25 protein-coding genes are annotated in these 21,792 nt (G+C 67.2%); 14 read left to right on the forward strand and 11 right to left on the reverse strand.

The window, feature by feature from the left end; genetic code table 11:
* Positions 1–291, forward strand: a 291-nt coding sequence (locus NN4_RS45045) for a hypothetical protein (RefSeq protein WP_186818533.1), incomplete at its 5' end; no start/stop codon positions are given.
* A gap of 95 nt (positions 292–386) precedes the next feature.
* On the opposite strand, the gene NN4_RS45050 is transcribed toward NN4_RS45045, so the two are convergent.
* From NN4_RS45050 to NN4_RS20545, 3 genes are all read right to left on the reverse strand, one after another.
* Complete coding sequence (locus NN4_RS45050) at positions 387–563, reverse strand: hypothetical protein (protein ID WP_186818534.1); 177 nt, start codon at positions 561–563, stop codon at positions 387–389.
* 90 nt (positions 564–653) lie between these two features.
* Positions 654–914, reverse strand: a complete 261-nt coding sequence (locus NN4_RS20540; RefSeq protein WP_147133711.1) for a hypothetical protein — start codon at positions 912–914, stop codon at positions 654–656.
* A gap of 195 nt (positions 915–1,109) precedes the next feature.
* Positions 1,110–1,586, reverse strand: coding sequence for a hypothetical protein (locus tag NN4_RS20545; protein WP_147133714.1), 477 nt, complete (start codon positions 1,584–1,586; stop codon positions 1,110–1,112).
* Positions 1,587–2,112: 526 nt separating this feature from the next.
* Between NN4_RS20545 and NN4_RS20550 the strand changes: the two genes are divergently transcribed.
* Positions 2,113–2,853: a glutamine amidotransferase gene (locus tag NN4_RS20550; RefSeq protein WP_147133717.1), complete on the forward strand. Its 741-nt coding sequence runs from the start codon at positions 2,113–2,115 to the stop codon at positions 2,851–2,853.
* 9 nt (positions 2,854–2,862) lie between these two features.
* Here NN4_RS20550 and NN4_RS20555 read toward each other — a convergent pair whose 3' ends face one another.
* Together NN4_RS20555 and NN4_RS20560 are read right to left on the reverse strand one after the other, a co-directional pair.
* On the reverse strand, positions 2,863–3,204 hold the full coding sequence (locus tag NN4_RS20555; RefSeq protein WP_147133720.1) for a hypothetical protein: 342 nt from the start codon (positions 3,202–3,204) through the stop codon (positions 2,863–2,865).
* Between the two features lie 64 nt (positions 3,205–3,268).
* Complete coding sequence (locus NN4_RS20560) at positions 3,269–3,628, reverse strand: MerR family transcriptional regulator (protein ID WP_147133723.1); 360 nt, start codon at positions 3,626–3,628, stop codon at positions 3,269–3,271.
* A 136-nt stretch (positions 3,629–3,764) separates the two neighbouring features.
* On the opposite strand from NN4_RS20560, the gene NN4_RS20565 reads away from it, so the two are divergent.
* The 5 genes from NN4_RS20565 to NN4_RS45060 all read left to right on the forward strand — a co-directional run bounded on the left by NN4_RS20565 (position 3,765) and on the right by NN4_RS45060 (position 5,492).
* Positions 3,765–4,184, forward strand: coding sequence for an Hsp20/alpha crystallin family protein (locus NN4_RS20565; protein ID WP_147133726.1), 420 nt, complete (start codon positions 3,765–3,767; stop codon positions 4,182–4,184).
* Positions 4,185–4,222: 38 nt separating this feature from the next.
* On the forward strand, positions 4,223–4,495 hold the full coding sequence (locus NN4_RS20570) for a hypothetical protein (RefSeq protein ID WP_147133729.1): 273 nt from the start codon (positions 4,223–4,225) through the stop codon (positions 4,493–4,495).
* A gap of 292 nt (positions 4,496–4,787) precedes the next feature.
* Positions 4,788–5,000, forward strand: coding sequence for an Rv3202a family protein (locus tag NN4_RS20575; protein ID WP_147133732.1), 213 nt, complete (start codon positions 4,788–4,790; stop codon positions 4,998–5,000).
* Between the two features lie 49 nt (positions 5,001–5,049).
* On the forward strand, positions 5,050–5,205 hold the full coding sequence (locus NN4_RS45055; RefSeq protein ID WP_159080708.1) for a hypothetical protein: 156 nt from the start codon (positions 5,050–5,052) through the stop codon (positions 5,203–5,205).
* Between the two features lie 119 nt (positions 5,206–5,324).
* Positions 5,325–5,492, forward strand: coding sequence for a hypothetical protein (locus NN4_RS45060; RefSeq protein ID WP_186818535.1), 168 nt, complete (start codon positions 5,325–5,327; stop codon positions 5,490–5,492).
* A 12-nt stretch (positions 5,493–5,504) separates the two neighbouring features.
* On the opposite strand, the gene mug is transcribed toward NN4_RS45060, so the two are convergent.
* The 3 genes from mug to NN4_RS20590 form a co-directional block, all read right to left on the reverse strand.
* Entirely contained in the window at positions 5,505–6,023 is a 519-nt protein-coding gene (mug, locus tag NN4_RS20580) for a G/U mismatch-specific DNA glycosylase (RefSeq protein WP_147133735.1), read from the reverse strand.
* A 77-nt stretch (positions 6,024–6,100) separates the two neighbouring features.
* Positions 6,101–6,841, reverse strand: a complete 741-nt coding sequence (locus NN4_RS20585; RefSeq protein WP_147133738.1) for a C40 family peptidase — start codon at positions 6,839–6,841, stop codon at positions 6,101–6,103.
* Between the two features lie 360 nt (positions 6,842–7,201).
* Entirely contained in the window at positions 7,202–8,113 is a 912-nt protein-coding gene (locus NN4_RS20590) for a LysR family transcriptional regulator (RefSeq protein ID WP_147133741.1), read from the reverse strand.
* 86 nt (positions 8,114–8,199) lie between these two features.
* Between NN4_RS20590 and NN4_RS20595 the strand changes: the two genes are divergently transcribed.
* The 5 genes from NN4_RS20595 (at position 8,200) to NN4_RS20615 (ending at position 16,263) form a co-directional block, all read left to right on the forward strand.
* Positions 8,200–9,537: an aspartate aminotransferase family protein gene (locus NN4_RS20595; protein WP_147133744.1), complete on the forward strand. Its 1,338-nt coding sequence runs from the start codon at positions 8,200–8,202 to the stop codon at positions 9,535–9,537.
* A 291-nt stretch (positions 9,538–9,828) separates the two neighbouring features.
* Positions 9,829–11,070 carry a serine hydrolase domain-containing protein gene (locus NN4_RS20600; protein WP_246180979.1) on the forward strand — a complete coding sequence of 414 codons (1,242 nt, stop codon included), beginning with the start codon at positions 9,829–9,831 and terminating at the stop codon, positions 11,068–11,070.
* A gap of 44 nt (positions 11,071–11,114) precedes the next feature.
* Positions 11,115–13,838 (forward strand): helix-turn-helix transcriptional regulator, encoded by a 2,724-nt coding sequence (locus NN4_RS20605; RefSeq protein ID WP_147133753.1) that lies wholly within the window; start codon positions 11,115–11,117, stop codon positions 13,836–13,838.
* Between the two features lie 154 nt (positions 13,839–13,992).
* Positions 13,993–14,619 carry a TetR/AcrR family transcriptional regulator gene (locus NN4_RS20610; protein ID WP_147133756.1) on the forward strand — a complete coding sequence of 209 codons (627 nt, stop codon included), beginning with the start codon at positions 13,993–13,995 and terminating at the stop codon, positions 14,617–14,619.
* Between the two features lie 12 nt (positions 14,620–14,631).
* Positions 14,632–16,263, forward strand: a complete 1,632-nt coding sequence (locus NN4_RS20615; RefSeq protein WP_147133760.1) for an MDR family MFS transporter — start codon at positions 14,632–14,634, stop codon at positions 16,261–16,263.
* A gap of 57 nt (positions 16,264–16,320) precedes the next feature.
* Here NN4_RS20615 and NN4_RS20620 read toward each other — a convergent pair whose 3' ends face one another.
* Both NN4_RS20620 and NN4_RS20625 read right to left on the reverse strand, forming a co-directional pair.
* Positions 16,321–17,238 carry an esterase/lipase family protein gene (locus NN4_RS20620; RefSeq protein WP_246180980.1) on the reverse strand — a complete coding sequence of 306 codons (918 nt, stop codon included), beginning with the start codon at positions 17,236–17,238 and terminating at the stop codon, positions 16,321–16,323.
* Between the two features lie 45 nt (positions 17,239–17,283).
* Complete coding sequence (locus tag NN4_RS20625) at positions 17,284–18,606, reverse strand: family 1 glycosylhydrolase (protein ID WP_147133763.1); 1,323 nt, start codon at positions 18,604–18,606, stop codon at positions 17,284–17,286.
* 124 nt (positions 18,607–18,730) lie between these two features.
* Between NN4_RS20625 and NN4_RS20630 the strand changes: the two genes are divergently transcribed.
* Positions 18,731–19,300 (forward strand): TetR/AcrR family transcriptional regulator, encoded by a 570-nt coding sequence (locus tag NN4_RS20630; RefSeq protein WP_147133767.1) that lies wholly within the window; start codon positions 18,731–18,733, stop codon positions 19,298–19,300.
* A gap of 28 nt (positions 19,301–19,328) precedes the next feature.
* Here the strand turns inward: NN4_RS20630 and NN4_RS20635 are convergent, their stop codons facing one another.
* The gene (locus tag NN4_RS20635) at positions 19,329–20,339 is read right to left on the reverse strand and encodes a glycosyltransferase (protein ID WP_147133770.1); all 1,011 of its coding nucleotides are present in this window, start codon (positions 20,337–20,339) and stop codon (positions 19,329–19,331) included.
* A 377-nt stretch (positions 20,340–20,716) separates the two neighbouring features.
* On the opposite strand from NN4_RS20635, the gene NN4_RS20640 reads away from it, so the two are divergent.
* On the forward strand, positions 20,717–21,781 hold the full coding sequence (locus NN4_RS20640) for a glycosyltransferase family 4 protein (protein ID WP_147133773.1): 1,065 nt from the start codon (positions 20,717–20,719) through the stop codon (positions 21,779–21,781).
* Positions 21,782–21,792 lie beyond the last annotated feature (11 nt).

Here is a 21,792-nt window from a genome sequence, read left to right on the forward strand (position 1 = left end):
ACCGCCGCCGCCCGCGCCGTCGTCGTCGCCGGCTACATCCACCTTCAGGCCGCCTCAGCCATGTCCGAAGGCGGCGACGCTGCCGCCGACTTCGCCGCTGCCGCCGCCGATTTCGAAGACTCCGCCGACGCCGCCCTCTCCGCCGCGAAGGCGGCGGCGCATAGCCCTGGGGATGCGGCGCTTGCAAACAAGGCGGCCGAAGCAGAAGAAGCGGCCGTCGACAAGTCGAGGAGTGCGTTCGGGGAGCCGGAGCCGGTGAAGATTCCGCGTATCACCGAGGAGGCCGGGTAGCAGGCGGCGGTGAGGTGAGCTGTCCGGACTTGTCGGGGCAGCCTCGGCAGCGCTCGCGTGTCGCGGCATTCAAATCCATAGGCGAGGGCCGCTCGTCACCCGATGGTGCGGAACGCACAGATCAGCACGAGCAGGATGCCCAGGAGTGGGGCGACGAATCGTACGCACTGGTCGGACCGACGCTGCACCTCGATCACCGAAGCGAACTGCTCCACGCTGTGCTCGCGCACGGTGAGGTAGCTGGAACCGTAGCGGGCGCGGTGCGTGCGCATTCGGGGCACGGGATTATGTTGGCGCGCCAGACCACATGCGCCCGAGGCCGACGGCATCGATCTGTGACTCGACGTGGCTCTGTCAAGATGTCAGGGTTTATCTGGCGGTCGGATTGCCGTATCCCCGGACTCGATTCGGTACTGCTCTCGGATGTCTTCGTACTGTTCTTGCCGCTCGGGCTCCATTTCGGATTCCGAGTCCAAGCCGATCGCCCATGGAATCGGACACGGCGGTGTGTGATCCGGATTCGGGCACAGTAAATGGCAGATCTGGTCTGTCAACTGCTTCGCTTCCGCCTCTGTTGCCAGAACACCTAATTTGATCTCCCACAACATCTTTCCATCTGACATGGACTCAGACCTCCTTGCAGTGCCGCTTGTACTGGCTTGTGGAAGCGGAGGTCGAAGTCCCCAGTGTCACCGGCTTGGCAACCCACGAGCAAGACCCAGTCAACGAGCCACCACGTTGGTGGGCGGTGGTGCGATCGAGCCGTGAGACGGCTCCGCGCAAGTGTATTCGCGACGGCAGACGCTTGTGACCGGGGTTCAGCTGGCCAAATCGGCGAGGTGGTGGTGGGTTCGGGTGGTGGCGCGGACTGCGGCGGCGATCGCGACTATCGGTGGTACCCAGCGGGCTTCGGTGGGGGAGATGGACCAGGAGGCTGCGCCGTGGGCGAGTCGGGTCGGGGGGAGGGGGATGCTGGTGCCGTTGGTGTGGACGGTTGCGCCTGCGTGGTGCAGTGCCTCGATGGCCATGGCGGCCTTGGTGGCGCCGCGGACGAGGTGGATTTCGCGGCGCTGGGTGCCAGGGATTTCGATGACCGGGCCGGAGAGGTTGTTGGCGCGCAGGAAGCGGCGCACGCCGGCGGCCATGGCGCCGGTGAGTTCGACGGCGGCGACGTGCTCGTCGGTGATCAGGCTGAGGCCGTTGGCTGTTTCGGCGACGGTCCAGCCGTGGCGGCGGTAGTCCTGCGCCGCGTCGAGTGTTGCCGTGGTGACGGAACTCGGGAACGTCACGGGCACTGCCTTCTCCTTCACCGGGTAAATCGAGGTCTCGCAGCGGGGATGTGCAGGTGGTTCGGGCTGCTCGGCCGGAACCTGGGCCAACGGGCCCAACTCTCACATCTGCACCTGTGCATCAAATCTGTTGCGGCTAAGAGTTTCCCTACAGAAACCTTGCGATCTCTAACCGCACCAGCGATTCTGCGCGCACTCCGGGCCCGAAACATCGCCCCGCGGTCTCGTCCCTCGTCATCCTTTGGATGTACCTACCCCGACCCGCGTCATCCCCGACCCTGAGGTCGCGTCCCGAGAAAGAATGGCGAGCCGCAGGCCAGGCGCCTGCGGCTCGCGCACTGAATGCCGATCAACCCCTCGGTGCACGGCTCCAGCTGGGTCGGGACGGTGCCGCGACCGATATTCGTCTGCCGATGATCCTGACAGTCTCGGCTGATCGGGGGTATCGGTCGTACGACCGACAGCCACGCGAACACGCCACCGGTAGGCGCAAACTCCCGTCCCGGGAGTGTCGATCTTGCACAATCGGTGCATGCCCAAGCCCTGCCTGCTGCTCCAGTTACGCCCCGAGCGCGCCGCGGCGGACGACGAGTACTACGCCATCCTGCGCGCGGGCGGACTCGACGTCGGCGACGTGGTGCGGGTGCAGATGGACCAGGGCCTTCCGCACCTCGAACTCGACGACTTCGCGGCGGTGATCGTCGGCGGTGGACCGAGCAATGTCAGCGGGCCGGACGACAAGAAGTACGACTACCAGCAGCGTTTCGAGCCCGGACTGAAGAAGCTGCTGCTCGAGATCGTCGCCCGTGACTTCCCGTATCTGGGTGCCTGCTATGGGCTGAGCATCCTGGCGGACGTGCTCGGCGGCACGGTGAGCGGCGAACGGTACAGCGAGAAAGCAGGCGCGCAGACGATCGAATTGACCGACAACGGTGCCGAAGATCCGCTGCTGCGCGGCATTCCCCGGTCGTTCCGGGCCTTCGGCGGCCACAAGGAGGCGTGCCAGGATGTGCCGCCGAACGCGGTATTGCTGGCGGGATCGGCCGGTTGCCTGGTGCAGATGATCCGCGTCGGCCAGCATGTGTACGCGACCCAGTTCCATCCCGAACTCGATGGCGACGGACTCGCGCTGCGCATCGAAATATATCGGCACGCAGGCTATTTCGATCCCGCCGAAGCGGACTATCTCACCGAGCTAGGGCACCGGGAAGAAATCACCGCTCCCAAGGAGATATTGCGCCGCTTCCTCACCAGGTACCGCAGCGAGGATTGAGCAGGCCGGTCAGCCGGTGGTGATGCCGCTGGCGATCTTGACAACCACCTTGTCGGCGGTGACCTCCTGCACCGTGACATTGAACCCGTCGGCGGACTGCGTCTGCCCGGCCGGGACGCTGACCTGCTGGCCACCCACCTTCAGCGTGACGGTATCGCCGTTCACCGCAACGAGTTCCGCGTCCACCCCGATGATGGTGACCTTGGCGTTCACCCCGCGGTCGAAGGTGACCGTGCAACCGCTCACGCCGCAGTCGGTCTTGGTACCCGCACCTTCCACCGTGCAGGCGGACACTCCGAGCACAGCGAACAGGGCGAGCGCGAGCAGGACGGCCAAGCGGCGAGCAGACATGCCGCCAGAATAGAGCGAATCGGACAAGATCGGGTCCGCCGCGCGTCATTGGTCACACTGCGGGTTACCGGGACGGCTCGGTCCGCCGCCGATTGTTCGCACGCAGGGCGGCGTTGTCGGTGCGCAGGCGGTCGTTGTCGGAATGCAGGTCGGCGTTGGCGTCTTCCAAATCGAGGATGCGGCCGATGCCGGCGAGATTGATCCCGGCGGCGGCCAGCGTGGTGATGCGGTGCAGTCGAGCGAGATCATCGCCGCTGTAGCGGCGGGTGCCGCCGTCGCTGCGGGCGGGCCGGACCAGGCCGTGCCGTTCGTAGAGCCGCAGTGTCTGCACACCGATGCCTGCCAGGTCGGCGGCTACCGAGATCCCGTACACCGCCTGTCCCGAATCGGGTAGGTGCGTTCCACCCTGTGGCTCTGCTGGCATGTCACTCCTTCTCTCGCAGATTTTCTAGTGTAGACACTTGCACTCTCCTGTCGAGAGTGCTAAAACAAATCTATGTCAGATGGCACAGGTTATCTGACCCGACGACGAAGAATGGAGTGAGTTGGAGGTGGCGACCATGCTGATGCGTACCGATCCGTTCCGCGATCTGGACCGTCTCACGCAGCAGGTGTTCGGCACAGCGGCCCGTCCCGCGGTGATGCCGATGGACGCTTGGCGCGAGGGCGACGAGTTCCTGGTGGAGCTCGACCTGCCAGGCATCGACCCGAAGTCACTGGATCTGGATATCGAGCGCAACGTGTTGACCGTTCGGGCGACCCGCCCCGAGCTGGATTCGGCGCGGTCGATGATCGCCGCGGAACGCTCCCGCGGCGTCTTCAGCCGCCAGTTGTTCCTCGGTGAGGGCCTCGACACCGACCACATCCGGGCCGACTACACCGATGGCGTGCTGCGCTTGAGCATCCCCGTCGCGGAGAAGGCCAAGCCACGCAAGATCGAGATCGAGCACAGCGACCGGCGGCAGGCGATCAACGCCTGACCGGTCCCGGCCCGACGCTTCGTGGAGGAGGCAGGGTCATGACCGGAATCGATACTCGCCCAGTATCGTTCGACACCCTCGACGGCGAATTGCTGCTGCTCGATCCCGAGGTCGAGCGGTTGTTCGCCGAGGTGGACACGATTCTGTGCGAAGCCCGCGCGCGAATGGCGGCCCCGCCGCGAGTGCCGGTTCCGGTCCCGGGCCCGTGGCCGCGCGCGAGCCGGCCGTGCTTCGGTCACCCGGCTCGGTTGCGCGGTCGTCCGCCCGGGACCGGGCGGGCCACTCAGCGCGGTCCGCCTCCGCCGCGCTGAACAGCCCAATGGTCAAGCGCGAGAGAGGAAGCGAGGTGAGGCCCGGATCACGACTCTGAGCAAGTCCGTCGGTGGTGCTGCCGTAGCTACCGAGTACCAGGCGCGTCGAGAACACAGTGCGATCAGTCATCCGCGCACCGCCACCTTTGTGGCATCCCGGGTGGCACGGCATCGCCGCCGCGGACCGTTTGAAAAGTCACGTTCCTCTTCCTAGGGCAGGCCCGGCCGGTAACCGGGCCTGTTCGACCTATCCGACGACCAGGCCCAGATCACCAGCGTGAGGAGGTTCGCCATGACCACGATTCCCGCAGGCAGCGCCGCCGACTTGGCCGAGCAGCAGGCAGCGGTATCCGACTTCGACGTGCCCACCGGACTCGACGAGACGGCGATCCCCCCGCTGGCCGAGCGCATTCGGGACGCCTTCGAGGCCGCGGACATCACCGACCGCATCGAGCAGTCCTTGATCACCCCGCTCCCCGATGACGACTATCCCTTCGCCTACTGAGCCCCGGGCCCCGTCAGTGGTCCCGGCGTTCCCGGAAGGAAAGCGCTAGATGGTAATTCAGCATGCCCCCGGATTCGCCCTGACCCTGTTCACCGGCGTCGCCGCGCTGGCCGCGCTCGGCGCCCCGCCGATCATCCTGCTCATGCTCCCGACCGTGGGAGCCGGTGCGATGCTGGCCACGATCCTGCGCGATCCCGTCACCTAGGGTCTGTCGCAAAGCTCCATCCAGCCCGGATGCATCCGGCCGGACTTCTCGACAGCCCTGGCGCCGACGAGGTCCAGTGCCATAGGTGCCACACCGCAGCCGGGACTATGGTGGGGTGCATGGGCGTCATGGGCGAACTGTTTCCGGGTAAGAAGCTGACCGACGAGGGCAGCGGGGACAGCGACGGCCAGTCGCATACTCCCCGGCTCGCCCTCGATCTCGATGCCGGTGTGATCCGGATTTCCGCCCCGTCTACTCCCTCGGACGAGCCGGTGGCAGACGACTGATCCGCGCCTCCGTCAGGTAGTTCGACTTCGATCAGGTAGGTCTGCGGCGTGGCGCAATCGCACGAATTCTTCCGCGAGCCGCTGTGGTGGATAGTGCGCGTTGAGACCGCTGGGGTTCGGCAGCACCCATAGTCGCGTCTCTCCGATGCGGAGATCCTGCAACCCGACGGTGGCGTCCGGTCGCTCGTAGCCTGCGCGGAACGCGGTGACGCCGAGGATGGCCAGCCACCGCGGCCGCCAAATGCGCACGCGTTCAGTCAGTTCGGCGGCCCCGGCGAGTAGTTCCGCCCGGGTCAGCTCGGCTGCCCTGGCGGTGGGGCGACGAACCATGGTCGTCAAACCCAACCCCCAGGTCGGCAGCTGGTCGGCTTCGGCGGGCGTGAGCACCCGCGGTGTGAAGCCCGACCGATGCAGCGCGGGCCACCACCGGCTGCCGCGGGTCGCGAAGGGCAGGCCGACGGCAGCCGAGGTGAGCCCGGGGTTGATACCGCAGAAGAGCACGTCCAGCTCAGGAGCCAGAATGTCCTTCATCCGCGCTCTCCTCGCTGCCCCGTACCTGCCCTCGACCCTAGAGCGAGAGTCGGTTCAGCTGCCCGCTCTGCGGGGTGCTAGTTGCGGAATCGGGCGGCACCCGCGTACGGCATCGACGCCAAGGGGGACATGGTGACGCCGGTGCCATAGGTGCTGGCGTGGATGACGTTGCCGTCGCCCGCGTACAGCGCGGAGTGGCCGCCGCCGTAGAACGACACCAGGTCACCGGGGCGCAAATCCTCGCGTGGCACCGGGGTTCCGGCGGCGAGCTGGTCATAGCTGGTGCGCGGCACCGAAACTCCGGCCTGCCCATAGGACCACTGGACCAGGCCCGAGCAGTCGAAGGAGTCCGGGCCCGCGGAGTTGGCGCTGTAGCTGGAGCCGAGCTTGGCGCGGGCGGCGTCGACGGCGACCTCGCCGGTGGTTTTCATCGGTGCGACGCGCGGGTACGCCGGCGTCGGCACCTTGATGCCGGGAATGCCTGCCAGGCTGGAGTATTCGAGGCCTGGAATGTCAGGTAGCGCGAACGCGATTCCAGGAGCGGAGAATTCGGCCCGGGACGGCGCGGCGGAGGGAGCAGCGGATGGCGCGCTCTCCTGCGGTGGATTCGCGACCTGAACGCCGGGAAGGCCAGGGGGAAGCGGAATTTCGTTCGGCAACTCGAAAGTACCGAGGCCGGGGACGGTAACTGGCTGGGCCGAGGCCTCTGCGGCGGAGAACAGGAGCGCGCCGGAGACTGCTGCTCCCGCGGCAAGTGTCCACCAGAACACCCGCCGCAGCGAGTGGGTATATCGGACGTCGTCGGTTTCCGATGCCATGATCAGGTCCTCCGATGGTCATGTCGAAGGCCTTGGCTGGGTCGTGCAACGCCGCACGTGATGGCGCTCCGGACTTCACCAAGTCTTCGAATAGATTCGAGAACATCACGGTGATCTGTCAGTCCAAGCGGATCCGATTTCCATCCTTCGACACAAACTGGTTCTAACAAAATTCCGACACACGCAAAGCCGATAACGAAACGGTAACTATATATCCAATCGTTATAGGAAATCTGCTCTGACCAGGGTGTATCCAAGTTATCGACACACGGCAATTACCGGCGCGGCGGGTCGTGGCGACAGGGCAATTATCAGTTTCCGGCCGATTTCGCCGGGTGATCCGCTTTCGATCGGCCGTTCTCAGCCCTCGATAGGGCCGGTCGCACCGGGTAGATCGCCGTGCCTGCGCAAGGCATCGAGCACCACGGTCACCGCGGCCCGCGGCGGTGCGCCGCGCCGGATGACCGCGGTGATCGATCGGGTGACCGGGCTCGCGAGTTCCCTTGTCGCAATGCGATAGCGCGGATCGACGGCGAGTCCGGGCAGCAGTGCGATCGACAGCCCCGCCTCGACATGCTGCAGCGTCATCATGTAATTGCTGAAGCGGCAGACTATCCGCGGCTCGAACCCCGATTCCCGGCAGAGCCGGGTCGCCAGATTCGCCATGTAGGACTTGGGCATATCGAAGGCCCACGGCTCGTCGGCGTACGCGGCGAGATCGGCCGGTCCGCGGGCAGCGCGATCGGGCGGCAGTATCAGCACGATCGGATCGGTGGCCAGCGGCACGATGTCGATATCCGGGCCGAGCGGCTGCTCCACGAAATCCGTTGTGGTGATGATGATGTCGGCGTCGCCGACCCGCAGCGCCCGCATGCTCTCGTGCGGTTCCAACTCGTGTAACTCGACCTCGAGGTACGGGTGGGTGTGCGCGAGCCGGGTCACCGCGGGCACGCACAGCGAATGAATGGCACTTTGAAAAGCGCCGAGCCGGACCAGCCCGACTGCCTCCGCACCGAGGCCGCGCAACTCTGCCTCGACCGCGCCCATGTGGTCGAGGATCGCCCTGGCGCGGCGGGCCAGGATCAACCCGGCCGGTGTCAGCCGGACCCGGCGGCCGGTGCGTTCCAGCAGCTGCGTGTGGGTTTCGGCCTCCAGCACCGCGAGCTGCTGGGACACGCTGGACGCGCTCAGGTTGGCCGCCTGTGCGACCGCGCGGACGGTGCCGAGGGAGTCGAGTTGGCTGAGCAAACGCAGCCGCCAAGGGTTCAACATGGCTCGATTGTTGTACGGCTATTCCGAACAGCACAGCCGGAATTGTGAGATGGACGTGGCGCTCGCTTCGTCCTTACCGTCGAAACATGGCTTCCCCCACTTTCGCGCCGCAGTCCACCGAGGACTTCTGGGCCGACACCGACCGTCACCTCGTGCGCTACGCGGGCGCGGGCACCTTCACTCCCGAGATCATCACCCGCGCCGCCGGGAGCTTCCTGTACACCGAAAGTGGCAGGGAGATACTAGATTTCACATCTGGCCAGATGAGTGCGATTCTCGGGCACTCGCATCCGGACATCGTCGCGACGGTCCGCCACCAGATCGGCGAGCTCGACCACCTGTTCAGTGGCATGCTCAGCCGCCCGGTCGTCGACCTCGCCCGCAGGCTGGCGGGCACGCTGCCCGACCCGCTGGAAAAGGCGCTGTTGCTCACCACCGGCGCCGAGGCCAACGAGGCGGCGATCCGAATGGCCAAGCTGGTCACCGGAAAACACGAGATCGTCTCGTTCGCCCGCTCGTGGCACGGAATGACCCAGGCCGCGGCCGGCGCCACCTACAGCGCGGGCCGCAAGGGTTACGGTCCGGCCGCCCCCGGCAACTTCGCCATCCCGGTTCCGCACACCTACCGGCCCGACTTCACCACGGCCACAGGCGAACTCGACTGGCAGCGACAGCTCGACTTCGCCTTCGACCTGATCGACGCCCAATCGGTCGGCAGCCTGGCCGCCTGCATCGTCGAGCCGATCCTGAGCTCGGGCGGGGTGGTCGAACCGCCGCCCGGCTACTTCGCCGCGTTGCACGAGCGGTGCCGCGAGCGCGGCATGCTGCTGATCCTCGACGAAGCGCAGACCGGACTGTGCCGCACCGGATCCTGGTACGCGTTCGAGCGCGACGGCATCGTGCCCGACATCCTCACGTTGTCCAAGACGCTCGGCGCCGGGCTGCCGCTCGCCGCCGTGCTCACCAGCGCCGAGATCGAGCAGGAAGCGCACGATCGCGGTTTCCTGTTCTTCACCACGCATGTCGCGGATCCCTTGGTGGCCGCGGTCGGCAACACCGTGCTCGACGTGCTCATTCGCGACCGCCTCGACGTGCGGGCCGCCGAGCTCGGCGCCTTCCTGCGCCGCGGGCTGGAGCGAATTGCCGAGCGGCACAACGTCGTCGGGGATATTCGCGGCCGTGGTCTGCTCGCGGGGCTGGAACTGGTCGTCGACCGCGCGACCAAGGAGGGCTCGGACGAACTCGGTGCTGAGGTGACCCGCCGCTGCCTCGAACTGGGCCTGCACATGAACATCGTGCAGTTGCCCGGCATGGGCGGCGTCTTCCGCATCGCCCCGCCACTGACCGCCACCGAGCACGAACTGTCGCTCGGCCTGGCCATCCTCGACGAGGCGATCGGCGACGCGGCCGCGCGGTTGCCTTGAGGGAGGCCCACCCACGAGGGCAAATGCAAATCAGGTCAGGTTGCCGTCTGAACACAGGCGGGGAAACACGTCGCGCCATGGCCTCGTTGCCTGCCCCCAGCGCGCTGGCCACGACAACTATGGGCACTCCGGACGGTAACCGGAACGCTGTCTTCCTCGATGTGCCGAGCAGAACCCGTCGAGAAATGGGGGCGCGGAGTGCGTCGTTCGCTGAAAAGCCTTGTGGTGTCGACGACGACGGCTGCCACGATGTTCCTCGGTATCGGAATCGTTTGTGGCACAGCCGGTGCCGTGCCGTCCGAACAACGGCAGTGCGCCGTCGTAGACGGACGGAAACCGCAGACCGCGACACCCGAGGAGGTGGGGCTCGACGCGGCGGCACTGCGCGCCGCGGTGACCTTCGCGGCGGACCCGTCGCGGCTCAATGTGCAGGTCTACCGCCACAACTGCTTGATCGCGACCGGACCGAGGAACGACCAGACCGGCGGGATCCCGTGGAACCTGTGGAGCAGCACGAAGAGTGTGGTCTCCATGGTCGCGGGCATCGCCGTCGACGAGGGCAGGCTGCGGCTCGATGCCCCGATCGACACCTACCTCCCGGCCGGGCTCGGCGACGCGGCACACCGCGCGATCACCGTCCGCAGCCTGCTCACCGAGACCTCCGGTATGCAGGTGGCGGTGGCCTCGGAGGGCATCACCGGGCTGGCGCAGATCGACCCGAACGTGGTGGCGCAGGCGCTGGCCATGCCGATCGAGCGGCCGCAGGGCGAGGTGTGGAAGTACAGCCAGCGCGCCGTCGACCTGCTCGTCTATGTGGTGCAGCAGGCGGTAGGCACCGACTTCCAGGCCTATGCTCAACGAAAACTGTTCGACCCGTTGGGTATTCAACGCACCGACTACCACTGGGCTCGCGACCGCAGCGGCAACACCTATGGCTACGCGCATCTGGTCCTGCCGCCCGACGATTTCGCCAAGCTCGGCCTGCTGCTCGTCAATCAGGGGAACTGGCACGGCAATCAGGTCATCTCCGCCGAATATCTGGCCCAGGCCAGCAAGTGGACGCCGACCAACGAGTGCTACGGATTCCTCCTCGTGGTGAACGGGCCGCGCTGCACCGTCGAGCTGCCCGGACTACCGCCGGACGCGGTGAAGATGGGCGGCATGATGCGCCAGGACAACTTCATCGTGCCCAGCCTCGGCCTGCTGGTCAGCTGGACCGGCGTGACCGTTCCCGGTGGCGCGGTGAGCTTTCCGCACGACGTACTGCGCGGCATCGTCGCGGCGTTCCGGGAACCGCGCCTGCCGGACCCGGGACCCTATGTGCAGCAACCGGACATCAGCCTCGCCGACCCGATGATCTCGAATCCGGACGCCACCTTCGGCGCTTTGGGCCTCGGCCCGTTCGCCTACCCCGGCTGCGGCCCGCTCGAGTGCCTCGGTAAGTCGCTCGCGCCACCCTTCGATGATTGGCCGCCCGGCTGTTTCATCCTCGGCTGCCTCGGTTCGGACCCGGCAACACCGGGCATTCGATAGCACCGCCTGCGTGTGCTGCACTTTTGGATAGGTAGCGTCCAGCAATGCTCTACGGACGTATCGAGGAACTGGCGGTCATCGATCGTTTGTTGAGTCAGGCCAAGGCCGGGTCCAGCGGCGCGCTGCTGCTGCGCGGACAACCGGGCATCGGCAAGACGGCATTGCTCGAGTACGCGGCGGCCACCGACGGCATGCGGGTGTTGCGCGGCACCGGTGTCGAGTCCGAGGCGGAACTGCCGTTCGCCGGCCTGCACATGCTGCTCGGACGGTGTCTGGACCGGATCGAGGCGCTGCCGGAACCGCAGCGGCAGGCGCTGGAAGGCGCGTTCGGACTGGTGTCGGTGCCGCCGACCGAGCGGCTGCTCGTCGGTCTCGCGGTGCTCTCGCTGCTGGCCGAGCTGGCCGAGGAGACGCCGGTGCTCTGCGTCATCGATGACGCCCACTGGCTGGACCGCGCGTCGGCGGAGGCGCTGGTGTTCGCCGCGCGACGACTGCATGCCGAGGGTGTCGCGGTCCTTTTCGCCGCGCGGGACGGCGAGACCCCGTTCTCGGCGCCCGGCCTGCCCGAGTTGACGGTGACCGGGCTGGCGCAGACCGACGCCGTCGAGATGCTGGACCGGCATGGCAACGATCTGACGCCTACCGTCCGGTTCCGCGTGCTGACCGAGGCGTGCGGCAATCCCCTTGCGCTGCTGGAGCTTCCGTCCGCTTTCGCGATCGAGCTGTCGGGGCCCGGGCGGCCGCTCGCGCTCCCGCTGACCACCCGCTTGCAGGCCGCCTTCTACGGCCAGGTGAGCAAGCTGCCCGAGGCGACCCGGACGCTGCTGCTCGTCGCGGCCGAGGACACCGGCGACCTCGATCTGGTGTTGCGCAGCGCGGCGCTGCTCGGGTTCGGTCTCGCGGATCTGGTGCCCGCCGAGCAGGCCGGCCTGATTCGGATCGCCGATCATGTGGTGACGTTCCGGCATCCGCTGGTGCGCGCGGCGGTGTCCCAGGGTGCACCGGTGAGCGGCCGCCTCGCGGTGCATCGCACGCTGGCCGCGGCGCTGGACGGCTCGAACGATATCGACCGCCGCGCTTGGCATTTGGCCGCGGCGGCCACCGGCCCCAGCGAAGGGGTGGCGGCGGCGCTGGAGAACACCGCGGCGCGCGCCGGTCGACGCAATGGCCACGCGGCGGCCGCGGCGGCATACGAACGGGCGAGCCAGCTGACCGCGGACCCGGCGGCCAGGTCACGGCGGGTGACCCTGGCCGCCGAGGCCGCCAACGAGATGGGCGATTTCGACCGGGCCCGTGCGTTGGCCGAGTCGGTGCCCCAGGACGGTGCGGGCATGGTGCTGCGGGCCCGGCTGCTGGCGCTGCGCGCGGCTGCGGACTTCGGCACGGGAGCGTTACGCAGCGCGCACGCCCTGTTGTGCGCGGGCATCGATCTCATCGCGGCCGAGGATGACCCGCACGCGCACGCGCGGCTGACCGAGATGATCTTCCTCGCCTGGCACATCAGTTGGCAGTCAGGCGATTCGGTGTTGCTCGACCGGACCGCCGAGCGGCTGGAGGCGCTGAGCCTGCCTACCGCCGATCCGCTCGCCCCCGTGTGCCAGTTGCTGATCTGGCTCACCCGACTACCGCTGGGCCGCCCGGTCACCGATCTGCCCCCGCTGCCCGAGGTGGCCGCCGCCGCGCGCCGGATCAGGGCCGACGACCTGCGCGGCATCATTCTGACCGGCAGTGCGAGCCTGGCCGCCGGTGCGGACGCCGAGAGCAACGAGCTGGCGGCCTCGGTGGCCGCGCTGCTGCGCAACCAGGGCCGGATCGGCCTGCTGCCAGCCGCGCTGACCTACCTGGCGACCACCCAGCTCTTCTTCGGCAGATACGCCGACGCACAGGCGAACGCGACCGAGGCGGCGCAGATCGCGCTCGATACCGGGCAGCCCGGTTGGCACGCCCAGGCCAACTCCATCCTGGTGAATCGCGCTGCGCTACAAGGTGATGAGCAAGCCTGCCGGTCGGTCGCCGAGGCGGGTTTCGGCACGGCCGACGGGAGTGCCCTGGGGTCTCCGGGGGTGCAGTGGGGACTGAGCCTGCTCGATCTCGGCTACGGCCGCGCGGAGGCGGCACTGTGCCGTCTGGAAGAGGTGGTGCGCAACGCGATGCCGTATCGGCTGCCGGTCATCCGCTGCACCCCCGATCTGGTCGAGGCCGCGGTACGGATCGGCGAACCCGACCGCGCCGCAGCGGCTTTCGCCAGATTCACCGGCTGGGCGGCGCATGCCGGACAACCGTGGATCGACGCGCTCGTGCAGCGCTGCCTGGCGTTGCTCGCTACCGACGACGCGGCCGACGGGCACTACCTCGCCGCCCTCGAACTGCACGATCGGACCCGCCCGTTGGAGCATGCGCGTACCCAACTGCTGTACGGCGAATGGCTGCGCCGCGGGCGCCGCACCATCGAGGCGCGCACTCACCTACGGGTCGCGGTGCAGACCTTCGATCGGCTCGGTGCGACACCGTGGGCCGACCGTGCCCGCAGCGAACTCGACGCCAGTGGTGCGGCCGTGCCGACCAGTCGCCCGCCCGGCGTCCTCGCCGCGCTCACCCCGCAGGAGTTGCAGATCGTGCGGTTGGCCGGCCGGGGCATGTCCAATCGCGACATCGCCGCGCAGCTGTTTCTCAGCCCGCGCACCATCGGCCACCATCTCTACAAGGCCTACCCCAAGCTCGGTGTCGCCTCGCGCACCGAGTTGTCCGCGCTGCCGCTCAGCGACTGACTTTCGCGTTGAATACGCACTGTCACTTCGTTATTCAGTCTTCAGACTGAGGCCGGGCAGACCGCCCTTCGGCGCTGGGCGAGCCGCGCGGGGTGAGCATCATCACAGAATATTGCACTGTCTGAAATTTTGCAGTTTGTGTTAAATTTTGGCCATGCCACCGTCCACCCGCGCGGAGTCCCCGGTCGGGCTCCGCGCCCAGAAGAAACGTCAAACCCTGCTCGACCTGTGTATGGCCGCCCGGCGGTTGGCCGTCGAGCGTGGGTTCGACGCGACGACCGTCGAAGACGTCGCCAAGGTCGTCGGGGTCTCGCCGCGCACGTTCTTCAACTACTACGACACCAAGCTCGACGCATTGGTCGGCCCGATCGAGGAGATCGGTACCCCGGAAGCCCGGGAAACGTTCATCGCAGGTGGGCCGAGCGGCATGCTGATGCAAGACCTGACCTGGCTCTTCGCCGCCTCCTTCGAGCTGGAAGAGGAAGTGCGCGAAGCGATTTCACTGGTAGTCGAGCTCATCAAAGCCGAGCCGCGGGTGCTGGCGGGCTTCATGGCGGCCGGTGTGCGGCAGGAGGCCCTGGTGGGCGAACTGCTCACCGCGCGTGCGGGCGAACCGGTCTCGGCCGAATTCGCCTCGCTCGCAACGGGAGTCATGACGGCGATCACCACCCGGGCGGTGATGTCTTCGGCCGAGGACACGACCAGATCGATGACCGCGGCGATACACGAGCACTGCGCGATGGCCGCCCGGCTGTTCGACAAGCCCGACGACGGAAATTAGGAGACGTGCCACATGACCACCACGGCTGACTCGCCGCCTACCCCCATTGTCTTGACCCAGAAGCGAATCTGGCTCATCTTCTCCGCGCTCATCGCGGGCATGTTCCTGGCCAGCCTGGATCAGATGATCGTCGGCACCGCGATGCCGACCATCGTCGGCGAGCTCGGCGGCGTCTCGCACATGGCCTGGACCGCGACGTCGTACCTGCTGGCCACCACCATCGTGATGCCGATCTACGGCAAATTCGGCGACATGTTCGGCAGGCGTTGGCTTTTCCTGTTCGCGGTGACCGCGTTCACCGCGGCGTCCGTCGGCGCCGCCGCCTCGACCAGCTTCTGGGAGTTCATCGTCTTCCGCGGCCTGCAGGGCGTCGGCGGTGGCGGTCTGATGATTCTGGCGCAGGCCATCATCGCCGACGTGGTGCCCGCCAAGGACCGCGGCAAGTACATGGCGCCGATGGGTGCTGTCTTCGGTGTCACCTCGGTCGCCGGGCCGCTGCTCGGTGGCTTCTTCGCCGACACGCTCGGCTGGCGCTGGTGCTTCTGGATCAATGTGCCGATCGGCCTCGCGGCGCTGTTCATCGCCTTCCGCTACCTGAGCGTCCCCAGCCATCGGCCCAAGACCAAGCCGGACTACCTCGGCGTGGTGCTGATGTCTTCGGCGACAACCTTGTTGATCCTGATCACCGACTGGGGCGGCAAGCAGTACGCGTGGGGTTCGACCACGATCGTGACGATGATCGCCGCGCTGGTGGTCGTGGTCGCCGCCTTCGTCATGGTGGAAGCGCGGGCCGAGGAGCCGATGCTGCCGCTGTGGTTGTTCCGTAACCGCACCTTCGTGCTGACCTCGGTGATCGGCCTGCTGGTCGGCCTGGTCATGTTCGCCGCGATCGGCTTCATCCCGACCTATCTGCAGATGGCCACCGGCCTGTCCGCCTCGGTGTCGGGTCTGCTGCTGATCCCGATGATGCTCGGCATGATGCTCACGCTGATCAGTTCGATGGCGGCGATCACCAAGACCGGCCGCTACCGGGTCTACCCGCCGCTCGGCGCGCTGTTCATGCTGGCGGGCCTGCTGTGGCTGACCCGGCTCGACGCGCACACCGCGATGTGGGTGGTGTCGGCGATGCTGTTCGTGATCGGCGCGGGCCTCGGCCTGATCATGCAGATCATCGTGCTGGTCGTGCAGAATGCCGTGACGCCCAACCAGATCGGCACCGCGACCAGTGCCAACAACTACTTCCGCGAGATGGGTGGCGCGATCGGTGTCGCGATCTTCGGCTCCATCTTCACCAGCCGGCTGACCGAGGGCCTCACCGACGCGTTCACATCGCACGGTCCGGAGGTCATGGCGGCGAAGCTCGATCCGGGGGCGCTGGTGCCCTCGGTGGTGAAGAACCTGCCCGATGGGCTGCACGACGCGATCGTCGGTGCTTACGTGGACGCGCTGGTCCCCGGCTTCTGGTACCTGATTCCCGGTGGCGTCATCATCTTCTTGCTCGCGCTGTTCATTCCGCAGCTGAAGCTCTCCGATGAGGCGGGCATGGTCGCTCGCGGCGAAGCGGTGATGGAGGAGGAGTCGGACCGGACGGTCTCGGCGCAGGACGAGGATCCGGATCCACGGCTGGTCTCGGATCGGCGCTGACCGCAACAGAACACCGGGCGGTAGGGCGAAAGCCTTACCGCCCGGTGCTGTTTCGGCTCAGCCGCACGCGGTGCCGACGTAGCTCGGATCGAGAGCCTTCTTGATGATGTAGGCGACGGTGGGGGATTGGGGCAGAGTGCCGTGGTCGAAAGTGTCGGTGGCGCAGAGGTCTTGGACCCAGACGTTGTCAACCGTCGCACCGGGGCCTGCCTGGAGAAAAGTGGCTTCCGGTGGGGTGGAGGCGTCGTCGTGCGTGCTGGCGATCACCGTGTAGTCGATGCCAGGCACGGTGTCGCCCTCGGCGTTGAGTTCGCGGATGAAGTCGCTGCCCACGAGCTGTTGTGCGGCAGCGATTCCGGCGATCGGTGTCAGGGCGACGGAGAAGCCTGCGGTGCCGCCGGGCGGCAGCCGCGTCGCGACGCCGCGCATGGTCGAGCCGTGGTTGGTGCCCGCAAGCGAGATCAGGCGGCCGACCGTCTCCGCGCCCCCGCCGACCCGCAGGTACTGGCGCGACATCACCGCACCCTGCGAATGGCCGACCAGGTCGACCTTCGCCGCGCCCGTGGCCGCGCGGATCCGGGCTACGAACGCCGCGAGTTCGCCAGCCGAGGAACCGATGTCGCCGGTGCCGTACATCCCCCGCAGCGTGCCGAGCGCGCTCGACGTGTCGCGGCCGTAATTCAGCGAGAAGACGCAGTAGCCTTCGGCTTTCAGCTGCGGGGCCAGGACGTCCCAGTCGTTCTGGTTCCCCCAGGTGCCGTGCACCAACACCACGGGCCGCGGATGAGCCGAGGTAGGACGGCACGCCCAGTCATTGGAACCTGCGGGTGGCGTGCTGCCGTCCGGGTCCTTACCGACAGCACTCCCCGTGCCGCCCGGGTCGGGGGCGGCCTGCGCACCCGAGACACCCAGTGCGCAGACAATGCCTGCCACCGCGGTCGCCGCTGTCAGCCTGCGCCGCCACGTCATCGTCATCGAAATCTCCTCTGTGCCGGCTGTTCTTGCCGAGTGTGCGACCGCTCAGCGCGGCACGGTGACCGGGTCGGTGCAGCTGCCCGGTGCGTCGACCAGCGAGCAGGTCTGCGGTGCCCGGGTCGGCCGGTAGTCGGCAGGGACACCGCCGTCCCGGGTGATGGCGGTATACGCGGCAACGGCGTCGGTGGGCTTGCGGGTGAGGCTCGGATCGGTCAGCACGTCTACGGTGTAGAGACCGAAGCGCGGGGTGTAGCTGCCCCATTCGTAATTGTCGGTGAGGCTCCAGTAGTTGTAGCCCATGATGTTCATGCCGTCGGCCGCGGCGCGCTGGATCCAGTAGAGGGTGTCGCGCAGATCGTCGCCCCTGGCGTAGCCGTCGGGGCGCGGCAGCCCGTTCTCGGTGGGCATGCCGTTCTCCACAATGTACAGCGGCTTGCCCGGAAACTCGCGCGAATAGTGTTGCAGCGCATAGTAGATGCCCTCGGGCTGCAAGGGGTTCTGCCAGAGCCGGGTCAGGTTCTGCGCCATGGCCGTCACGGTGTCGGGGGAGCTGCCGTAGTAGTAGTCGATGCCGATGTAGTCGAGTCGCGCGGCGATCTTGTCCACGAACGGCTTGTTGATCGCCGCCTCACCGCCGGGGATGTAGGCGACGTTGCTCGTGACCAGCGCACCGGGCTGGACCTGGTGGATGTGGTCGTAGACGGCGTTGTGCGCCTGGGCGAGCCGGTCCTGCATGGCGGGGATATCGGTGGCCGCGAGTCCGCCGTGGCGCAGCTCGTTGAGGCCGTAGAAGGTCGGCTCGTTGAAGGTCACCCAGAGCGGGTTGCCCGCGGCGTAGCGGTCGACCACCGTGCGCGCGTTGGCGAGCCAATCCTCGACCATGCCCGGGTTGCGCCAGCCGTCTCGGTCCACCGCCCAACCGGGGAACACCCAGTGGTCCAGCGTGATCATCGGACGCATGCCCGCAGCGGTGATCTTCGCGATCACCTTGTCGTAGAAGCGGAATCCCTCGTCGGACCACACGCCGGGTTGCGGCTGCACCCGGGCCCATTCCACGCTGATTCGGAACACGCGCACGCCGAGCCCGGCGGCCAGGTCGATGTCGGCGGCGTAGCGATTGTAGAAGTCGACCGAATTCCCGTAGGGGTCCTCGGTTTTGCCCGCGGCGACGTAGCGGCTCCAATTGCTGTCCGGCGCATGGCCTTCGGACTGATACCCGGAGGCGGCCACGCCGAACAGGAAGTCCGGGCCCAACGGCGCGACCTGCGCGGGCGGTTCGGGTCGCGCGGCGGCCGAGGCGGGCAGGCCGGTCAGCACGGTGGCGGCGGCCAGGGCGGCGACGCCGAGGCCGCGAAGACGGAATCGCATCGGGGAGTGCTCCCGTTCGTTGTGGTGGCAAGCCAGGACCTCGGGCGCGGGTCCGATTTGAAAACCGTACAGCGCTCGGTTTTCGGTGGCAAGGTCCGATACATCCCATGCCTACACTGGCTCGGTGGCGAAACGGGGCCCCTACGGCAAAGGCATCGAACGACGGGAGCAAATCCTCGATGCCGCGCTGCGCACCATCGCCGAGCGCGGCTATCTGGCCACCTCGGTCGCCGAGCTGGCCGAAGCGGTCGGCCTGAGCCAGGGCGGGCTGCTGCACTACTTCGGGTCGAAAGAGGAGCTGTTCGTCGCGGTGCTGCGCAAACGCGACGAGATCGACGTCGCGGGCCTGCACGGCCCCGCGCCGGCCGCGTTCGTGGCGCTGGTCCGGCGCAACACGAAGGTTCCCGGACTGATCGAGCTCTTCACCCACATGCAGGCGGCTGCGGCCGATCCACGCCATCCGGCGCACGACTACATGCTGGAGCGCTATCGGGTCGGCACCGCGGCGTTCGCACAGGCCCTGCGCGAGATGCAGCAGGATGGCACGCTGAGCAGGAAAGTCGACCCCGACGCCGCAGCCACCATGTTCTTCGCGCTGGCCGACGGTTTACAGGCGCGCTGGTTGATCGACCCGGCGATCGACATGGCGGCTCAGCTCGAGGACGCTTGGCGGCGATACGCGGGGGACAACTAGGGCCTGTCCGGCAGCGCCGAAGTATCCCTCACTCGGCCGATTGCAGGCGACGGGCCTGCTGCATGGTGGACAGCATGGCGAGAGTCGCTTCGGCGCCTTGGTTCTCGTTGCGTCCGGTGGGTTCCAGCCCGTCGCAGCAACCGCCGCTGTTCGGGTCCATGAGCGGCGTCGAGACATCGTTCTCGCCACGGAACCAGGCCTCGCACAACATGACCGCGTCCCGCCAATGATGGTCGTGGGTGTCGTCGTAGGCACGGGCGCAGGCATCGGCCAGGCTGGCGACCTCGATCGGCTGCTGGTCGAAACCGGGACGCTTCTCGCCCGTCGCCCAGCCGTCGATCGGGGTGACCGACAGGTGGTCGCCTGCCGTCTCGGTCTCCAGCAGCCAGCGCAGCATCGCCAATCCATCGGCGTGCGTGCGGTTCTGACCCGGCGCGGCACCGGCCACCAGCAGCGCTTCGGCCAGCACGGCGTTGGCGTAGTGCAACCGGGGCTCGGGCCACCGCCAGTCGAGACGGCGGGTCGGCGGTCCGATCAGGGCCGCGGTATCGACCAATATTGCTTGGGCCGCGTGGTTTCCGGGGTTCGCGTGCAGCACCTCGGCGGCACCGAGTGCGGCGAAGGCCATCGCCCGCGGGAACTGGGAACGCTGCTTGGCGCCGATAGTGAAGTGTGCCAAGGCCTTTTCGGCCAGGTCGGGTCTGCGGGCGGCGGCGGTGCCCAGCGCCCAGAGGGCACGGCCCCAATGATCCTCGACGGTCGGTTCGTCCTGCCAGTTCAGATCCTTACCGCGGCGATTGTGGCAGCGGCCGTCCTCGGTGAGCGCCGCGATGACGAAGCGCGTGTACACCTGGGCGAGCGCGTTCAGCTCGTCGGTCGGCTCGGGTTCGCGGGCCGCCACGACGAGGGCCCGCGCGACATCGTCTACGCAGTAACCGTTCTCGTGCCGCGGCGTGGTGAGCCTGGCGTGTTCGAAGATGCCGACGTCGTCGCTGAGTCGTGCCAGGTGGGCGTAGGAGATGGTGATGGTTTCGCTCATGCTGTAGCCAACTTCGCATCGGCTTGTCGCGTCTCTGCGGCAAGCGCATGGTATGTCCCGTGCGGAAAATCCGTCGATACCACCGGTTTACCCGCTGTGACGGCATCTATCAGAACTCCGGATGTCTGACCCAATGTCAGCCTTCCTGATTCGAGTCAGCGCCGCCGGTGCCGCTGTCTGCCCAGCCACTCGATTGGCTGATCGTGTTGCGCGGAGGCGCTCGAGAATCCGGTCCGGAACACGACACGGGCGGATCGACCACTAGGCCTCGATGGTAACACTCGGGTGGCGCATAACCGCCGTGATAGAGTAGTGGCATCAGTCCGCCCGTTCCGGGACGGCTCTCGGCGGTGAATTCGCCAGTAATCGAGGATTATATGAAAATCGGCGTAATCGCGTCGGTCGCTCATCGTACGCCACCGAAAAACTATGGCCCGTGGGAGCACATCGCCGCCACGCTGGCCGAGGGTTTCGTCGCGCGCGGGCACGACGTCACCCTGTTCGCCACGGCCGACTCCGAGACCTCGGCTCGGCTGGTTTCGCCGGTGCCGTCGGGGTACGCGGAAACCGCTGGCATGGACGCGAAAGTGGCTGAGGCGCTGCACAATTCGACGGCGTTCGGGCATGCCGGCGAGTTCGATGTGCTCGCCAACCACTTCGATTTCATGCCGCTGACCTACAGCCGCCTGGTGTCGACCCCGGTGGTCACCACCATTCACGGCTTTTCCTCGCCGAATATCATGCCGGTGTATCAAGCATTCGACGATATCGCGCACTATGTGGCGATCAGCGATGCGGACCGGCACCCCACGCTGAACTATGCGGCGACAATTCATCACGGTATAGATCTCGTCCAGTTCACCTTTCGGCCGGAACACGGCGAATATCTGCTCTTTCTCGGACGAATTCACCCCGACAAGGGGACGCACCTGGCGATCGAGGTGGCGCGGCTCACCGGGCTGCCCCTGATCATCGCGGGCGTGGTGCAGGACGAGGAGTACTTCCGCACCGCGGTCGAACCGCACCTCGACGACGCCGCGGTGACCTACGTCGGTCCGGTGGGCCCGCAACGCCGGGACGAACTGCTCGGCGGTGCCCGCGCGCTGCTGCACCTGATCGGCTTCGCCGAACCGTTCGGCCTCGCGGTCGTCGAAGCGCTCGCCACCGGAACACCGGTCATCGCAACGCCGTTGGGCTCGATGCCGGAGCTCATCCGGGACGGCGTCACCGGATACCTGGTGACCGACGTCAAGGGGGCAGCGGCCGCGGTAGCCGAGATCGAGAAACTCGATCGCCGCGCCGCCCGCGACGACGTGCAGGAACGCTTCAGCGCGGACCGGATGATCGATGATTATCTGGCGCTGTTCGAACGCATCGTGCCCGCGACTCCGCAGCAGCAGGGCATCGGTTCGCCCGGCCTGTTCTCGCACGCCGGGCTGTAGATAGTCCTTCG

The sequence above is a fragment of the Nocardia ninae NBRC 108245 genome, assembly GCF_007990755.1.
Lineage (GTDB): Bacteria > Actinomycetota > Actinomycetes > Mycobacteriales > Mycobacteriaceae > Nocardia > Nocardia ninae.

Coding starts and splice junctions, on each gene's coding strand:
- NN4_RS45050 (WP_186818534.1), bottom strand. CDS start 563: ATGCGCACGCACCGCGCCCGCTACGGTTCCAGCTACCTCACCGTGCGC.
- NN4_RS20540 (WP_147133711.1), bottom strand. CDS start 914: ATGTCAGATGGAAAGATGTTGTGGGAGATCAAATTAGGTGTTCTGGCA.
- NN4_RS20550 (WP_147133717.1), top strand. CDS start 2,113: ATGCCCAAGCCCTGCCTGCTGCTCCAGTTACGCCCCGAGCGCGCCGCG.
- NN4_RS20555 (WP_147133720.1), bottom strand. CDS start 3,204: ATGTCTGCTCGCCGCTTGGCCGTCCTGCTCGCGCTCGCCCTGTTCGCT.
- NN4_RS20560 (WP_147133723.1), bottom strand. CDS start 3,628: ATGCCAGCAGAGCCACAGGGTGGAACGCACCTACCCGATTCGGGACAG.
- NN4_RS20565 (WP_147133726.1), top strand. CDS start 3,765: ATGCTGATGCGTACCGATCCGTTCCGCGATCTGGACCGTCTCACGCAG.
- NN4_RS20570 (WP_147133729.1), top strand. CDS start 4,223: ATGACCGGAATCGATACTCGCCCAGTATCGTTCGACACCCTCGACGGC.
- NN4_RS20575 (WP_147133732.1), top strand. CDS start 4,788: ATGACCACGATTCCCGCAGGCAGCGCCGCCGACTTGGCCGAGCAGCAG.
- NN4_RS45055 (WP_159080708.1), top strand. CDS start 5,050: ATGGTAATTCAGCATGCCCCCGGATTCGCCCTGACCCTGTTCACCGGC.
- NN4_RS45060 (WP_186818535.1), top strand. CDS start 5,325: ATGGGCGTCATGGGCGAACTGTTTCCGGGTAAGAAGCTGACCGACGAG.
- mug (WP_147133735.1), bottom strand. CDS start 6,023: ATGAAGGACATTCTGGCTCCTGAGCTGGACGTGCTCTTCTGCGGTATC.
- NN4_RS20585 (WP_147133738.1), bottom strand. CDS start 6,841: ATGGCATCGGAAACCGACGACGTCCGATATACCCACTCGCTGCGGCGG.
- NN4_RS20590 (WP_147133741.1), bottom strand. CDS start 8,113: ATGTTGAACCCTTGGCGGCTGCGTTTGCTCAGCCAACTCGACTCCCTC.
- NN4_RS20595 (WP_147133744.1), top strand. CDS start 8,200: ATGGCTTCCCCCACTTTCGCGCCGCAGTCCACCGAGGACTTCTGGGCC.
- NN4_RS20605 (WP_147133753.1), top strand. CDS start 11,115: ATGCTCTACGGACGTATCGAGGAACTGGCGGTCATCGATCGTTTGTTG.
- NN4_RS20610 (WP_147133756.1), top strand. CDS start 13,993: ATGCCACCGTCCACCCGCGCGGAGTCCCCGGTCGGGCTCCGCGCCCAG.
- NN4_RS20615 (WP_147133760.1), top strand. CDS start 14,632: ATGACCACCACGGCTGACTCGCCGCCTACCCCCATTGTCTTGACCCAG.
- NN4_RS20620 (WP_246180980.1), bottom strand. CDS start 17,238: ATGACGATGACGTGGCGGCGCAGGCTGACAGCGGCGACCGCGGTGGCA.
- NN4_RS20625 (WP_147133763.1), bottom strand. CDS start 18,606: ATGCGATTCCGTCTTCGCGGCCTCGGCGTCGCCGCCCTGGCCGCCGCC.
- NN4_RS20635 (WP_147133770.1), bottom strand. CDS start 20,339: ATGAGCGAAACCATCACCATCTCCTACGCCCACCTGGCACGACTCAGC.
- NN4_RS20640 (WP_147133773.1), top strand. CDS start 20,717: ATGAAAATCGGCGTAATCGCGTCGGTCGCTCATCGTACGCCACCGAAA.